Raw genomic sequence first — 14871 nt, 5'->3', positions numbered from 1 at the left:
GGGCGGGGTTGCAGCTCGCTGTGCGGCCGGTGCGGTGGCACACGCCGGACCCGACCATAAGCAGGCCGGATTTCTCAAGCATGACCCATTTGTTTCGCCGAAGTTAACCGCGCCGGGTGTGAGCGGTGCCTCGTGACGTTCCCGAACGGTGCCGGCGACCCGCGCCCCGCCCGCCGAGGTGCCGGGGGTCGCGCAGTACCGTGGACGGGTGGACAACAGGCAAGTAATCGGATCGTGGCTCTCGGGGCCGCGTGCGGCGGCCGAGGACATGGGCGTCGACTTCGGCCACCGGGGCAAGCGGCTGGGACTTCCCGAGCACGGACCGGGGTCGATCGCGCCGCTCGGGCGCCGTTTCGGGGCGCTCTTCATCGACTGGGCGCTGTGCGTGCTGATCGCGTACGGCCTGTTCGCCCGGGGTGACCAGCAGGCGACGAGCAACTGGGCGCTGGCCGTCTTCCTCGTGATGAGCGTGCTGACCGTCGGTACCGTCGGCTGCACACCCGGCAAGCGCCTGCTCGGTCTGCGTGTCGTCGCCGAGGACGGCGGGCGGCTGGGTCTCGGCCGGGTGCTGATCCGCAGTCTGCTGCTCTGTGTGGCGATTCCCGCGTTCGTCTGGGACCGCGACGGGCGCGGGCTCCACGACCGGCTGGCCCGCGCCGTGCAGGTGCGTGGCTGAGACCGCTCCCGGCCGTCCGGGTGCCGAGGCCGAGCGGCCGGGCAGTGGTGGCGGAAGGCGCGAGCGAGCGAGCGAGCGGCGGGAGCAGCGGACAGGACGTGGAGACCGTGGAAGAGGGCGGGGCCCGAACCTGATCGGTTCGGGCCCCGCCCTCTTCCACGGTCTCCACCGCGTCCGGCCGTACGTCCCGGGTGCGCGCGGAGGCCGGGGGCGTCAGCGCATCTTTCCGCCGCGCGGCATCCGCATGCCCTTCGGCATCGGGCCCTTCGGCAGCGGCATGTTGCTCATCAGGTCGCCCATCGCCCGCAGCCGGTCGTTGGCGGCCGTGACCTGCGGTCCGGTCAGCACGCGGGGCATCTTCAGCATCTTGGTGCGCACCTTCTTCAGCGGCACCTGGCCCTCGCCGTTGCCGACGATGATGTCGTGCACCGGCACGTCCACCACGATGCGGGCCATCTTCTTCTTCTCGGCCGCCAGCAGGCCCTTCACCCGGTTCGGGTTGCCCTCGGCCACCAGCACGATGCCCGCCTTGCCCACGGCGCGGTGGACGACGTCCTGGCTGCGGTTCATCGCGACCGCGGGCGTCGTGGTCCAGCCACGGCCCACCCGGTCCAGTACCGCCGCCGCCGCGCCGGGCTGCCCCTCCATCTGCCCGAAGGCCGCGCGCTCCGCACGCCGTCCGAAGACGATCGCCATCGCGAGGAGGGCCAGCACGAAGCCCATGATGCCCAGATAGATCGGGTGTCCGAACAAGAAGCCGATCGCGAGGAGGACACCGAAGGTGACGATTCCCACACCCGCGACGACAAGACCGATCTTGGTGTCGGTCCGCCTGGTCATCTTGTAGGTCAGGGCGATCTGTTTCAGCCGCCCCGCGTTCTCAGCGCTGTCCGCGCTGTCAGTGTTTGCCTTCCTCGCCATGTACAGGAGTTTACGTGGCTCGTGCACCGCGCTCGGCCACGGCCTCCAGTACGTGCTGGGCGTCGACCCGCGCCTCGGCCCGGCGGCGGTCCTCCAGGACGGCCGTCCAGGCGTTGCGGCGGGCGGTGCGCTGGCCGGCGTGCAGCAGCAGTGTCTCCACGGCGCGGAGGGCGAGGGCGACGGGAGGTAGGGCGCGAACCGGTGCGGCCTGCATCGTGGGGCGTTCTCCTCGGAGCGGAAGTACGGAAGTACGGACGTACGAGGGCGTGGGAGAGGGGAGAGAGGGAGAGCGGTCGGGCGGACCCGGCGGTGCGCCGGAACCCGCGTCCGGCACCCGACCGTGGTCCGTCCGCCCGGATTCCAGGGTCGCCGCCCGGTGTTGACTCCGGATGACCGGCCGGTCACCGCCCGATGAATCCTCGGCAGGGCCCAGGGTCCCCGCGCACTCCGACGCGGCCTGTACGGGCCCGAGGCCCGTGGGGGCGCGCACGAGCCGGTGGGAACCGGCGGTCCTGGGGCGCCCGGACCGCCGAAGGGCCCGGTGCGCCCGCCTCGGACGCGCGGCGGCGGGGTCAGCCCGCGGAGGCCGCGGACACCGCGGAGGGCAAGGACGCGGCCGGAACCGTCCCGTTCCGCCGGTCCATCGCCTGCTGGAACAGACGGCCCGCGCGGTACGAGGACCGGACCAGCGGCCCGGACATCACACCGGAGTAGCCGATCGCGTCGGCCTCGTCCTTCAGCTCCACGAACTCCTGCGGCTTCACCCAGCGCTCGACCGGGTGGTGCCGTACGGACGGCCGCAGGTACTGCGTGATCGTGATCAGCTCGCAACCCGCGTCGTACAGATCCTGAAGCGCCTCGCTGACCTCCTCACGGGTCTCGCCCATGCCGAGGATCAGGTTGGACTTGGTCACCAGACCGGCCTCACGGGCCCGGGTGATGACCTCCAGCGAACGCTCGTAACGGAATCCGGGGCGGATGCGCTTGAAGATGCGCGGCACCGTCTCGACGTTGTGCGCCAGCACCTCGGGACGCGAGGAGAACACCTCGGCGAGCTGCTCGGGCACGGCGTTGAAGTCGGGGATCAGCAGCTCGACCTTGGTGCCGCCGGCCTCCCGCCCCGCCGTCAGCGCGTGGATCTGGCGCACGGTCTCCGCGTACAGCCAGGCACCGCCGTCCGCCAGGTCGTCGCGGGCGACGCCGGTGATGGTGGCGTAGTTCAGGTCCATCGTGACGACGGACTCGCCCACGCGGCGCGGCTCGTCACGGTCCAGCGCCTCCGGCTTGCCCGTGTCGATCTGGCAGAAGTCGCAGCGCCTGGTGCACTGGTCGCCGCCGATGAGGAAGGTGGCCTCGCGGTCCTCCCAGCATTCGAAGATGTTGGGACAGCCGGCCTCCTGGCAGACCGTGTGCAGGCCCTCGCTCTTCACGAGCTTCTGCAGCTGGTTGTACTCGGGGCCCATCTTCGCCCGGGTTTTGATCCACTCGGGCTTGCGCTCGATGGGGGTCTGGCTGTTCCGGACCTCCAGGCGCAGCATCTTGCGCCCGTCGGGTGCGACAGCGGACACTCCGGCACTCCCCTTTGCTTTCGCTGCATTGGATTCTTCGGCGAACACCAGGGTACGCCCGTGGTTCGCACGGCTTTACGTCTGCCCAACCTAAGGCACGGAGGGCCTATTCCCTCTTGTCGTACAAGTCTGCCTTACGCTGCCGTCGGCAACCCCGTCCCGTCGGCCGCCCGGAGCCGTGGCCGCCGGAGCGTGTGTCCGCCGGGCCCTGTCCGGGGACGGCGTCGTACGGGCCCTTCAGGCCGTGGCCGCCGCGGCCCCGGAGGACTCGACGGTACGGGGGGCCAGGTCCGCGTTCTCCAGGACGTCCCGCAGGTGCTTCTCGGCGACCGGGAGCACGTCCGCGATCGTGATGTCGCGGCCCAGTTCGTACGCCAGTGAGGTGACGCCGGCGTCCCGGATGCCGCACGGCACGATCCGGTCGAACCAGGTGTTGTCCGGGTTCACGTTCAGCGCGAAGCCGTGCATGGTGACGCCCTTGGCGACCCGGATGCCGATCGCGGCCAGCTTGCGGTCCTCGCGGCGCTGGCCCGCGTTGGACGGCGCGTACTCGGGGCCGTTCAGCCGGGGGTCGAACTCCTCGTCCGCGAGCCGTGGGTCGAAGTCGAGCGACAGACCGCCGGGCGCCGGGCGGTCCGCCACCGGGTCGCCGAGGACCCAGACACCGCTGCGGCCCTCCACCCGGCTCGTCTCCACGCCGAAGTCGGCGGCCGTGCGGATCAGCGCGTCCTCAAGTCGGCGGACGTGCGCGACGACGTCGACCGGGCGGGGCAGCTTCTGGATCGGATAGCCGACGAGCTGCCCGGGGCCGTGCCAGGTGATCTTGCCGCCCCGGTCCACGTCGACGACCGGGGTGCCGTCCAGCGGGCGCTCGCTGTCGGTGGTGCGCCGCCCCGCCGTGTAGACGGGCGGGTGCTCCAGGAGCAGACAGGTGTCGGGTACGCGGTCCTCGAACCGGGCCGCGTGCACCTCGCGCTGCTTCTGCCAGGCGGCCTGGTACTCGACGGCCTCGTCACCGAACCCCAGACGGACAAATCGCAGCTCTCTCACGGAGATGCCTCCCTCGTCGCGGTGCCGGGAGCCCGAAGGGTGTCTCCGGGGCCGCCACCATGCGCGTTCAACGCCCGAGCCACTGTACGACCGGTCGGAAACGGTCATCCGGTCAGGCCACTGCTGTCAGCATCGACCTCAATCCTCACACGATCGGATGAATGTGGGGCAAAGGTAGCTGGAGACGTGGAAACTGCCGCTAAATTCGCGCCGTTCCATTAGGGCTGCCCGCCCGGCCCCGAAGGCAGGAGACCGTACAGCTGATGTCGGAACGACCTCCGCAGCGCACCCCCAACCGCCAACTCGCCTCGCTCATCGCAGAAGCCGGATTCTCGAACGCCGGTCTGGCCCGCCGCGTGGATCAGCTCGGCCTCGAACACGGCCTCGACCTGCGGTACGACAAGACATCGGTGACCCGCTGGCTGCGTGGCCAGCAGCCCCGCGGCACCACCCCCGCCCTGATCGCCGAGGTCTTCACCCGCAGGCTCGGCCGCCGGCTCTCCGCGCTGGACCTGGGGCTCGACGCGTGTGCCCCGGTCTACGCCGGACTGGAGTTCGCGGCGACACCGGCCGAGGCGGTCGACATCGTGAGCGGACTGTGGCGGAAGGACTCCGGCAGCCAGACGGAGCTGCGCAAGATCGCCTTCACCCCGGCGGGACTGGTGGTCCCCAGCCGGGACTGGCTGATCGGCCGGGCCGACGAGTGGGTGGGGCGCGGTGAACCGGCGGGCCGTGGCGGCCCCGGCGGGCCCCCCATGGGGCCGCGCGGGCCGCGAGCGGTCGGCGTGGTGAACGGGCCGTCCGGCTCCGGGGGCCCGGTCGGGCCGTACGGGCAGGGCGGCCGCGGCGGTGTCCGGGGCGCGGGAGCCCGCCCGCCGATGCAGGCGGTGCCCTCGGGGCCTCCGTCGGCGTCGGTGCGTTCCGCGGTCTCGGCGGCGCCGTCGAGACCCGCGGTCCCGGCCGGCGTCGCCGGACCGCTGCCGCGCCAGCGGCAGACCGACCGGGCGCCGGGACAGAAGGTCGGCAACGGCGACATCGCGGCCCTCCGCTCGGTCGGTGAACTCTTCCGCACGCTCGACGACACCTACGGCGGAGGCCACGCCCGGCAGGCCCTCGTCCGCTATCTGGAGCACGAGACCGAGCCCATGCTGCGCGGAACGTACAACGAGGCGACCGGACGGCGGCTCTTCGCCGCCGCGGCCGACCTGACCCGGCTGGCGGGCTGGACCTCGTACGACATCGCGGCGCACGGTCTGGCCCAGCGCTACTTCGTCCAGGCGCTCCGGCTGGCCCAGGCGGCCGGTGACCGGGCCTACGGGGCGTACGTCCTGATCACCATGAGCCGCCAGGCCGTCTACCTCGGGCACGGCAGGGAGGCCGTCCAGCTGGCGCGGGTGGCCCAGCAGGGCATCGGCTCCTCGGCGCCGCCCGTCGTCCAGGCACTGCTGCACGCGGTGGAGGCGCGCGGGCACGGCGTCCTCGGTGAGGTCCGGGCCTGCACCGCCTCACTGGAACGGGCCGAACGCGCCCTGGAGTCGTCCCGGCCGGGGGACGAGGTGCCGCACTGGGCGCGCTACTTCGACGAGGCCCAGCTCGCCGACGAGTTCGGCCACTGCCACCGGGACATGCGGCAGTACCGAGCGGCGGCGCAGCACGCGGAACGCTCGCTGCAACTACGCGCTCCCGCGTACGCCCGCAGCCGGCTGTTCTGCCGGGTGGTGCTGGCCTGCGCCCGGCTCGGACTGGGCGAGCTGGACCAGGCGTGCGCGCTCGGCGCGGAGGCGGCCCAGCAGGCGACGGAGATGCGCTCGGCGCGGGCGACGGAGTACGTCCGGGAATTCGAGCGCCGTCTGGACGCGTACCGGGACACTCCCGCGGTGCGCGCCTACCGCGAGCGGGTCGCCGCGTTGGGATGACGGGACCGGGACCCGGGGGCGCCGGGAGCGGCCCCGCGGCGTCCCGGACCGTCCTCCGCCCTCCTCACGCCGCCTCGGACAGCTCCCGCCCCTCGCCGTCGTGGCCCGGCCGCACGCCCAGGTCGGCCAGGATCGCCGTGGCCGCCCGGCGGCCCGAGTGCAGGGCGCCGCGGACCGTGCTCGTGTCGCGGTGGTCCCCGCACACGTACAGCCCGTCGAGCAGGCGCACCGGGCGTCGCGGATCGTGCGGGGGCGGCATGGCGGGGACCGCCTCCGGCGAGTGGTGGGCGGCCAGCAGCTCCCAGTCGCCGGTGGGCGTTCCGTACAGCGCCGCGAGATGGGCGCGGACCGTGCGGTCGAGGTCGGCGGGCGGGGGACCGAGGACCGTCGAGCTGATCAGCGTCCGGCCGGCCGGGGCGCGCGACGGGTCCACCTCGCTCATCACCGCGGTGTACGCGACCGGGCCCGACCGGTCCGCGTCCAGCAGCAGCGAAGCACCGGTCGGCGGGGGAGCGGGGGCCGTGTGGTGCAGAACGGTCAACGGGTGGAAGTCCGGCACCCGCAGACCGGGCAGCAGCTCGGCGGCGGCTTCCGCGCCCGTGGCCAACAGCAGGGACCGGCAGCCCAGTTCGCCGTGCTCCTTGGTGCGTACCGAGGTGATGTCGGCGGCCGTGACGTGGACACCGGTGCGCACGGTGCCGGGCGGCAGGGTCGCCGCCAGCAGTTCGGGCAGCGAGGCGGAGCCGCCGGACGGTACGCAGAGCCGGCCGCGCGCGTAGTCGCGCAGGGCGAGGTCCGCGCACCGGCTCGACGTGGTGAGCGCGGGATCGCCGAGCAGCGCCGTCAGCAGCGGACGCAGAAAGCCGTCGACCGTACGGGCCGGCAGACCCCGGTCGGTCAGTGACTCCGAGGTGGGCCGTTCCGGGCGGGCGAGCAGCCGCGCGGCCGGGGTGACGGCGAGCCGGGACAGGGCGGCCCCGAGCCTCGCCTGGTCGATCGCCCCGCCCAACGGGGCTCCGGAGGCGCCCTTCATGGCGCGTGCCGCCTTGAGTGCGCCCCGTGCGCTCCCCGGCTGTCCGGTGCGGTACCGACGGCCCCGGCTGTGGACGAGCACCCCGGGCGCGAAGCTGCGCACGACGAGTCCGCCGAGCCCGGGGGCGGCCCGCAGCTCGGGGCAGGACGTGCTGAGCAGTGATCCGGTGTGGTCGAGGCGGAACCCGTCCATGTCGTAGGTGGACATCCGGCCGCCCACGTGGGGCGCTGCCTCCAGGACGCTGGTGCTCACTCCCGCACTGATCAGTCGATGGGCCGCTGACAGGCCGGCGACCCCGGCCCCGATGATGACGACGTCCGCGTGGTGTGCCGTGCTGAGCACGTACCCTCCCCGAGTCGGCGCGACTGGTGGGCGGCTCCTGCCCCCATCAGGCCCCCGGAATGCCCGAGTTCGGGTCGAGGGTAGAGGGGCGGCGATTCCGGCGCAGTCGCGCGTGCACCGGAGCACCGATGCACGGGGTCGCACGCGTGGTCGCCGCTCATGTGTTCGGCGACTCGGTGCCCCGGTCGGCAACTCGGCATCTCGGTGGACCGGTGGACCGGTGGACCGATGAATCGGGGTGCGGTGACCCGGTGGGCTTCCCGTGTCGTGCCGGGGCGAGGCGGGACGGTCCTCGGGCCGCGCCCGCCCGTGATCAGCGCAGGGCCGCCCGGATCGCCGAGTCGATGTCGGGGAACGCGAACGAGAAGCCCGTCTCCACGAGTCGCCCCGGCAGCACGCGCTGGCTGCCCAGCACGTCCCCGGCGAACTCGCCCAGCGCGATCCGCAGGGCGGGGGCCGGTGCGGTGAAGAGCGTCGGGCGCCGCAGCACCCGGCCCATCGCCGCCGTCACCGCGCGGTTGGTGACGGGGTCGGGGCCGGTGAGGTTCACCGGGCCGGTCAGCGACGGGGTGTCCAGGATGTGCCGCAGCGCGGCGATCTCGTCGTGCAGCGCGATGAAGCTCCAGTACTGGCGCCCGTCGCCGAGACGCCCGCCCAGCCCCGCCCGGAACAGCGGGAACAGCCGCCCCCACGCGCCGCCCTCCCGGGCGACGACCAGACCGGTGCGGGCGTACACCGTCCGTACGCCCGCCTCCTCGGCCGGTGCGGCCGCCTCTTCCCACTCCACGCACACGGACGGCAGGAACCCCTCGCCGGGAGGCGCGCTCTCGTCCACCGGACGGTCCCCGGTGTCGCCGTAGTAGCCGATGGCCGAACCGCACAGGAGCACCTTCGGCGGGGTGTCGAGCGATGCCACGGCCTCGGCGATCGCCGCCGTACCGAGCACCCGGCTGTCCCGGATCTCCCGCTTGTACGCCTCCGTCCAGCGGTGGTCGCCCACCCCCGCTCCCGCGAGGTGGACGACGGCGTCGCAGCCCACCAGCCCCGCCGTGTCGACATATTGACGCTTCGGGTCCCATCGGACCTCGTCGCCCGCCCCGGCGGGCCGCCGGACCAGGCGGACCACCTCGTGTCCGTCGGCCCGCAGCGAACGCACCAGCGCCGCTCCGATGAGTCCGGTCGATCCGGTGACGGCGATACGGGAGGGTGACATGGCCCCATCCTGCCGCAGCCGCGCGTCGGACGACGGACGGTGCCCCTCCCGCCGCGCGGGTCGCGGCCCGTGGCACAGTGGCCCGCATGTCCGATCCGTACACGCCCGCCATCCGTCAGGCGCGGGCCGACGACGAAGCCGCGCTCGGAGAGCTGGACCGGTCCACCTGGTCGACCCTGCACGCCGTCCAGCCGAGGCCGCTGCCCCCGTACGCGCCGTTCTTCGACACCCGGCACCGGCCCGAGGACTACCTCGTGGCCGAAGCGGAAGCCGAAACCCGGGCAGGAGCAGGAGCCGTGGACCGGGGGGCCGCGCGGCTCGCCGGCTACATCCGTCTGGTGCCGCCCACCCCGCTCGCCTGCAACGCCCATGTACGCCAGATCCAGGGCCTCGCCGTCGCGGAGTGGGCCCGGGGCCACGGCATCGGCAGGGCCCTGCTGCGCGCCTCCTTCACCGAGGCCCGTCGCCAGGGCGCGAACCGCGTCACCCTGCGCGTACTGGGCCACAACGCACCGGCACGCGCCCTGTACGCGTCGGAGGGGTTCGCCGTCGAAGGCGTCATGACCGGCGAGTTCTTCCTCGACGGGCGGTACGTGGACGACGTGCTGATGGGGCGTGAGCTCGTGCCCTGACCGGGCCCGGGGCGCGTCCGACCGGTGTTCCGCACACCCCGACCGGTGTCCGGAACACGTCCCGGGCGCGCTCAGCCCGGCCCGAACCGCTCCCAGAGCTCCGGGAACCGCGCCGCCAGAGCCGTGTCGTCCGTCAGCGCGACCTGCGTGCCCTCCGGCTCCTCCGGCTGCGGGGCGATGCCGAGGTCCGGTGTGACCGCCCCGGTGAGCTGTTCGTACGCCTCGTCGGCGGCGAACCCCAGGTCCTCCGCCTCGCCGTCCAGTTCCTCGTCGAAGTCGTCCAGCAGCTCGGCGAGGCTGTCCGGATCGTGCACCGCGCTCTCGAAGACCTCCCGGCCCTGGCCGATCAGCCAGTACCGGAAGAAGTCGAAGGCGTCGTCGTCCGCCCCGTCGAGCAGCACGGCGGCGGCGCCCCACAGGTCCCAGCGGTACGCCCGGTTGTAGCGGGCCTCGAAGTGCCGGGCGAAGTCCAGCACGGATTCCGGATCGAGCCGCACCAGCCGTTCGACGAGCAGGTCGGCATGGTCCTCGGGGTCGCCGTCGGCGGCCTCGCGGGTGCTGTCGATGATCTCCCAGAACTCCGTCTCGTCCATCACGCGTCCAGCATCGGCCTTGCGGACCGGCGACGCACGTGGAGAAACCGAAAAGAAGCCGGACAGCAGATGTCGGGATTGCGCGGGAGGCTCGTCCCATGACGACGGACAGAGCACTCACAGGCAGGATCGCACTGGTCGCCGGAGCGACCCGGGGGGCGGGCCGGGCCATCGCCGTGCACCTGGGCGAGGCCGGCGCGACGGTGTACGTCACCGGACGCACGACCCGTACCCAGGTCAGCGAGGTCGGCCGGCCCACGGAGACCATCGAGGAGACGGCGGAGCTGGTCACGGCGGCGGGCGGCGAAGGCATCGCCGTACCGACGGACCATCTGGAAGTGGAGCAGGTACGGGCGCTGACCGAGCGCGTCGACCGGGAGCGGGGCCGGCTGGACATCCTGGTCAACGACGTCTGGGGCGGTGACCATCTGCTCGAATTCGACACGAAGATGTGGGACGTCGAGCTGACGGCCGGGCTGCGGATGCTGGAGCTGGGCGTGAAGACCCATCTGATCACCAGCAGTCTCGCGCTGCCCCTGCTGGTACGGAACCGGGGCGGACTGGTCGTCGAGGTCACCGACGGAACCGCCGAGTACAACAACCGCACCTTCCGCGAGAACCTTTACTTCGACCTCGCCAAGAACGCCCCGATCCGGATGGCGTACGGCCTCGGTGAGGACCTGAAGGACCTCGGCTGCACGGCGGTCTGCGTCACCCCGGGCTTCCTCCGGTCGGAGGAGATGCTCGACGTGTTCGGGGTGACGGAGGAGACCTGGCGCGAGGGCGTCGCCAAGGACCCGCACTTCGCCATCGCCGAGTCCCCCGTACTCGTCGGCCGCGCGGTCGCCGCGGTCGCCGCCGACCCGGAGCGGGCCCGGTGGAACGGCCGGTCGCTCTCCAGCGGACAGCTGGCCAGGGTGTACGGGTTCACGGACGCGGACGGCAGCCGTCCGGACGCCTGGGCCTACATGAAGGAGGTCGTGCTCGAAGGGCGGGACGCGACGGCGGAGGACTACCGCTGAGACGCGGGGCCACGCGTCGCGCCCGCGCCTCCGTACCCGTACCCGTCGCGCCCGCGTTCGTGTGCCGGCGCCCGTGCGGGGCGGCGGTCCGCGTCGAGCCGCACCCTCACCCGTACAGCTCGCGCAGCCGCCGGGCGGTCGCCGCGAACCGGTCGCGCAGTGAGGCCGGGGCAAGGACCTCCAGTTGCGCGCCCAGAGTGAGGAGCTGACCGAAGGCGACGTCCATGGACTCGACGGGGAGGGTGAGCGTCAGCCTGCCCTCCCCGTCGGGGCCGTCCGCCGCGTCCAGTGCCGTCAGGGCCGCCTCCCGGTCCACCGCGTACGGCAGCCGCCGGGCCCCGGCCGCCGACACCCGTACCACCACCTCGGTCCTCAGCAGTGAACGGGCGAACCCGGCCGACCGGTCCGCCCAGAACGCGGCCAGGTCGAAGCCCTCGTCCCGTACGAAACGCTCGTCGGAGACCGTCGCCGCGCTGAAGCGGTCGATCCGGTACACCCGGAAGTCGTCCCCCACACGGGCCACGAGGTACCAGACGCCCGCCTTCAGGACCAGCCCGTACGGGTCCAGCTCGCGCTCCACCTCCCGCCCGGCCGGGCGGGCGTCAGCGGTCCGTTCCCCGTCGCGGGCCCCGCGCCGGTAACGGGCCGTAAGCCGGCGGTCGCCGCGGACGGCCTCGGCGATCTCCGGGAGCAGGCCCGGGGGGCGAGGGTCCTGGTACCAGCCGGGCGCGTCCAGGTGGAAGCGCCGCGCCGCCGCCTCCGACGCGTCCCGCAGGGAGGGCAGCAGCGCCTCGGACACCTTGAGCCGGGCCGAGCTCGCCGTGTCCGCCAGGCCCATCTCCCGCAGCGCCGACGGCAGACCGGAGAGGAACAGCGCCTGGGCCTCCTCACGGGTCAGACCGGTCAACGGACCGCCGCCGATGCCCTTCAGGCTCGGCGGAAGCGCGCGGTAGCCGCTGATCAGCCGGTATCCGCCGGTCCTGCCCCGGTCCGCGTACACCGGGATACCCGCCTCCGAGAGCGCCTGGGCGTCCCGGGTCACCGTGCGCTCGGACACCTCCAGCTCCCGCGCCAGCTCGGCGGCCGTCATCGCGGCCCGGGACTGGAGGATCAGCACCATCTTGATGAGCCGGGCAGCGCGCATGACCCCATTGTGCGGGGCGGGCGCGGACCCGGGAACGCGGAGGAGGGGGCGCGCTCCGGGCGCACCCCCTCCTCACCGCGCCTGACTACAGGCCGTACCGCTCGCGGGCCTCCTTGACCGAGGCCCCGGAGATCTCGCCGCGACGGGCCAGCTGGGCCAGGGCCGCCACCGCGATCGACCGGGCGTCGACCCCGAAGTGACGGCGGGCCGCCTCCCGGGTGTCGGAGATGCCGAAGCCGTCCGTGCCGAGCGAGGACCAGTCCTGCTCCACCCACTGGCTGATCTGGTCCGGAACCGCCCGCATCCAGTCGCTGACCGCGAGGACCGGACCCGGGGCGCCGGCCAGCGCCTGGGTGACGTACGGCACCCGCTGCTCGCCGCGGAGCAGCGCCTCGTCGGACTCCAGCGCCTCGCGGCGCAGCTCGCCCCAGGAGGTGGCGGACCAGACGTCGGCCGTGACGCCCCAGTCGGCGGACAGCAGCTCCTGCGCCTCCAGAATCCAGTGGATGGCCGTACCGGAGGCCAGCAGCTGGACGCGCGGGGCGTCGGCCTTCGCCGGTGTGCCCTCCTTGAAGCGGTACAGGCCCTTGAGGATGCCCTCCTCGACGCCTTCCGGCATCGCGGGCTGCGGCTTCGGCTCGTTGTAGACCGTCAGGTAGTAGAAGACGTCCTCGGCCTCGGGGCCGTACATCCTCCGCAGGCCCTCCTTGACGATCACCGCGATCTCGTACGCGAACGCCGGGTCGTAGTTGAGCGACGCGGGGTTCGTGGACGCGATGAGGTGCGAGTGGCCGTCGGCGTGCTGAAGGCCCTCGCCCGTCAGGGTGGTGCGGCCGGCCGTGGCGCCGACCACGAAACCGCGGCCCAGCTGGTCACCGAGCTGCCAGAACTGGTCGCCCGTGCGCTGCCAGCCGAACATCGAGTAGAAGATGTAGAACGGGATCATCGGCTCGCCGTGCGTGGCGTACGACGTGGAGGCGGCGATGAAGTCGGCCAGCGAACCGGCCTCGGTGATGCCCTCGTTGAGGACCTGGCCGTCCTTCGCCTCCTTGTAGTACATCAGCTGGTCGCGGTCGACCGGGTCGTACGTCTGCCCCAGCGGGGAGTAGATGCCGGCCGAGGGGAACAGCGCCTCCATGCCGAAGGTGCGGGCCTCGTCGGGGACGATCGGGACCCAGCGCCTGCCGGTCTCCTTGTCCCGCATCAGGTCCTTCGCCAGCCGCACGAACGCCATCGTGGTGGCCAGCTCCTGTTTGCCGGAGCCCTTCTTCAGCGCGGCGAACGCGCGCTCGTCCGGCTCCGGCAGCGCCACCGCGTGCACCCGGCGGGCCGGGGCGGGGCCGCCGAGGGCGGCGCGGCGCTCCTGGAGGTAGCGCACCTCGGGGGAGTCGGCGCCCGGGTGGCCGTACGGGACCAGGGCGTCGTCCAGCTTGGAGTCCGGGATCGGCAGCTCCAGCAGGTCGCGCATGGCACGGAACTGGTTGCCGGAGAGCTTCTTCATCTGGTGGTTGGCGTTGCGCGACTCGAAGCCGGGACCGAGCGTGTAGCCCTTCACCGTCTGGGCGAGGATCACGGTCGGCGCGCCCTTGAACTCCAGGGCCGCCTTGTACGCCGCGTACACCTTGCGGGCCTCGTGGCCGCCGCGCGAGGTGTGGAAACACTCGATGATCTTCGCGTCGGTGAGCAGCTTCGCCAGCTCGACGAGCGCGGGCTCGGCGCCGAAGAAGTGCTCACGGATGTACGCGACGTCCCGGGTGGCGTACGTCTGGAACTGGGCGTCCGGGACCTCCCGGAGCCTGCGGACCAGCGCGCCCGTGGTGTCGAGCTGGAACAGTTCGTCCCAGGCGTTGCCCCACAGGGTCTTGACGACGTTCCAGCCGGCGCCGCGGAACGCGGCCTCCAGCTCCTGCACGATCCGGAAGTTCGCACGGACCGGGCCGTCGAGGCGCTGGAGGTTGCAGTTGATGACGAAGGTCAGGTTGTCCAGCCGCTCACGCGAGGCGAGGGCGAGGGCCGCCGTCGACTCGGGCTCGTCCATCTCGCCGTCGCCGAGGAAGGCCCAGACGTGCGAGTTCGACGTGTCCTTGATGCTGCGGTTGGTGAGATAGCGGTTGAAGCGCGCCTGGTAGATCGCGGAGAGCGGGCCGAGGCCCATCGACACGGTCGGGAACTCCCACAGCCAGGGCAGCCGCCGCGGGTGCGGGTAGGAGGGCAGTCCGTCGCCGCCCGCCTCCTGGCGGAAGTTGTCGAGCTGGCGCTCGTTCAGCCGGCCGTCGAGGAAGGCGCGGGCGTAGATGCCGGGGGAGGCGTGGCCCTGGATGTAGAGCTGGTCGCCGGAGCCGTCCCCCTCCTTGCCGTGGAAGAAGTGGTTGAAGCCGGTCTCGTACAGCCAGGCCGCCGAGGCGAAGGTGGCGATGTGGCCGCCGACGCCGAGCCGGGAGCCACGGGTGACCATCGCGGCCGCGTTCCAGCGGTTCCAGGCGGTGATCCGGGACTCCATCTCCAGATCGCCGTCGAACTCGGGCTCGTCGGCGGTCGGGATGGAGTTGACGTAGTCCGTCTCCAGCAGCTTGGGCAGCGCGATACCGGCGCCCTCCGCGTGCTGGAGCGAACGACGCATCAGATAAGCGGCGCGGTGCGGGCCCGCGGCCTTGGTGACGGCGTCGAGGGAGGCCGCCCATTCGGCGGTCTCCTCGGGGTCGCGGTCCGGGAGCTGGTCGAGCTCGCTCGGAAGCTTTCCTACGGGGTCGGTCATGATCGC

At 72.7% G+C, this 14871-nt stretch carries 13 protein-coding genes; 4 read left to right on the top strand and 9 right to left on the bottom strand.

The annotated features are described in order from the left end of the window. Positions 1–208: 208 nt before the first annotated feature. Positions 209–676, top strand: coding sequence for an RDD family protein (locus PZB75_RS06380; protein ID WP_275534309.1), 468 nt, complete (start codon positions 209–211; stop codon positions 674–676). 213 nt (positions 677–889) lie between these two features. Here PZB75_RS06380 and PZB75_RS06375 read toward each other — a convergent pair whose 3' ends face one another. The 4 genes from PZB75_RS06375 to lipB all read right to left on the bottom strand — a co-directional run bounded on the left by PZB75_RS06375 (position 890) and on the right by lipB (position 4215). Further along, entirely contained in the window at positions 890–1597 is a 708-nt protein-coding gene (locus PZB75_RS06375; RefSeq protein ID WP_275534308.1) for a DUF4191 domain-containing protein, read from the bottom strand. A 10-nt stretch (positions 1598–1607) separates the two neighbouring features. Further along, positions 1608–1811 (bottom strand): hypothetical protein, encoded by a 204-nt coding sequence (locus PZB75_RS06370; protein WP_275534307.1) that lies wholly within the window; start codon positions 1809–1811, stop codon positions 1608–1610. 358 nt (positions 1812–2169) lie between these two features. Then, on the bottom strand, positions 2170–3165 hold the full coding sequence (gene lipA, locus PZB75_RS06365; protein WP_275534306.1) for a lipoyl synthase: 996 nt from the start codon (positions 3163–3165) through the stop codon (positions 2170–2172). Between the two features lie 237 nt (positions 3166–3402). Then, positions 3403–4215 carry a lipoyl(octanoyl) transferase LipB gene (gene lipB, locus PZB75_RS06360; RefSeq protein ID WP_275534305.1) on the bottom strand — a complete coding sequence of 271 codons (813 nt, stop codon included), beginning with the start codon at positions 4213–4215 and terminating at the stop codon, positions 3403–3405. Between the two features lie 263 nt (positions 4216–4478). Between lipB and PZB75_RS06355 the strand changes: the two genes are divergently transcribed. After that, positions 4479–6131 carry a regulator gene (locus PZB75_RS06355; RefSeq protein ID WP_275534304.1) on the top strand — a complete coding sequence of 551 codons (1653 nt, stop codon included), beginning with the start codon at positions 4479–4481 and terminating at the stop codon, positions 6129–6131. A gap of 64 nt (positions 6132–6195) precedes the next feature. On the opposite strand, the gene PZB75_RS06350 is transcribed toward PZB75_RS06355, so the two are convergent. Together PZB75_RS06350 and PZB75_RS06345 are read right to left on the bottom strand one after the other, a co-directional pair. Next, the gene (locus PZB75_RS06350) at positions 6196–7506 is read right to left on the bottom strand and encodes an NAD(P)/FAD-dependent oxidoreductase (protein WP_275534303.1); all 1311 of its coding nucleotides are present in this window, start codon (positions 7504–7506) and stop codon (positions 6196–6198) included. A 313-nt stretch (positions 7507–7819) separates the two neighbouring features. Beyond that, entirely contained in the window at positions 7820–8719 is a 900-nt protein-coding gene (locus tag PZB75_RS06345; protein WP_275534302.1) for a TIGR01777 family oxidoreductase, read from the bottom strand. Between the two features lie 86 nt (positions 8720–8805). Between PZB75_RS06345 and PZB75_RS06340 the strand changes: the two genes are divergently transcribed. Then, the gene (locus PZB75_RS06340) at positions 8806–9351 is read left to right on the top strand and encodes a GNAT family N-acetyltransferase (RefSeq protein ID WP_275534301.1); all 546 of its coding nucleotides are present in this window, start codon (positions 8806–8808) and stop codon (positions 9349–9351) included. A 71-nt stretch (positions 9352–9422) separates the two neighbouring features. Here PZB75_RS06340 and PZB75_RS06335 read toward each other — a convergent pair whose 3' ends face one another. Beyond that, a complete protein-coding gene (locus PZB75_RS06335) occupies positions 9423–9944 on the bottom strand; it encodes a DUF4240 domain-containing protein (protein WP_275538613.1) in 522 nt (173 codons plus the stop codon). A gap of 98 nt (positions 9945–10042) precedes the next feature. On the opposite strand from PZB75_RS06335, the gene PZB75_RS06330 reads away from it, so the two are divergent. Continuing rightward, a complete protein-coding gene (locus PZB75_RS06330) occupies positions 10043–10966 on the top strand; it encodes an SDR family oxidoreductase (RefSeq protein WP_275534300.1) in 924 nt (307 codons plus the stop codon). Between the two features lie 106 nt (positions 10967–11072). On the opposite strand, the gene PZB75_RS06325 is transcribed toward PZB75_RS06330, so the two are convergent. Further along, positions 11073–12110, bottom strand: coding sequence for a YafY family protein (locus PZB75_RS06325; RefSeq protein WP_275534299.1), 1038 nt, complete (start codon positions 12108–12110; stop codon positions 11073–11075). An 85-nt stretch (positions 12111–12195) separates the two neighbouring features. Continuing rightward, a complete protein-coding gene (gene aceE, locus PZB75_RS06320; protein WP_275534298.1) occupies positions 12196–14865 on the bottom strand; it encodes a pyruvate dehydrogenase (acetyl-transferring), homodimeric type in 2670 nt (889 codons plus the stop codon). Positions 14866–14871: the final 6 nt, after the last annotated feature.

This window comes from Streptomyces sp. AM 4-1-1, from assembly GCF_029167625.1.
GTDB lineage: Bacteria > Actinomycetota > Actinomycetes > Streptomycetales > Streptomycetaceae > Streptomyces.
Note: the sequence above shows the minus strand (reverse complement) of the source record. Positions and strands in the feature narration are given on the sequence as shown.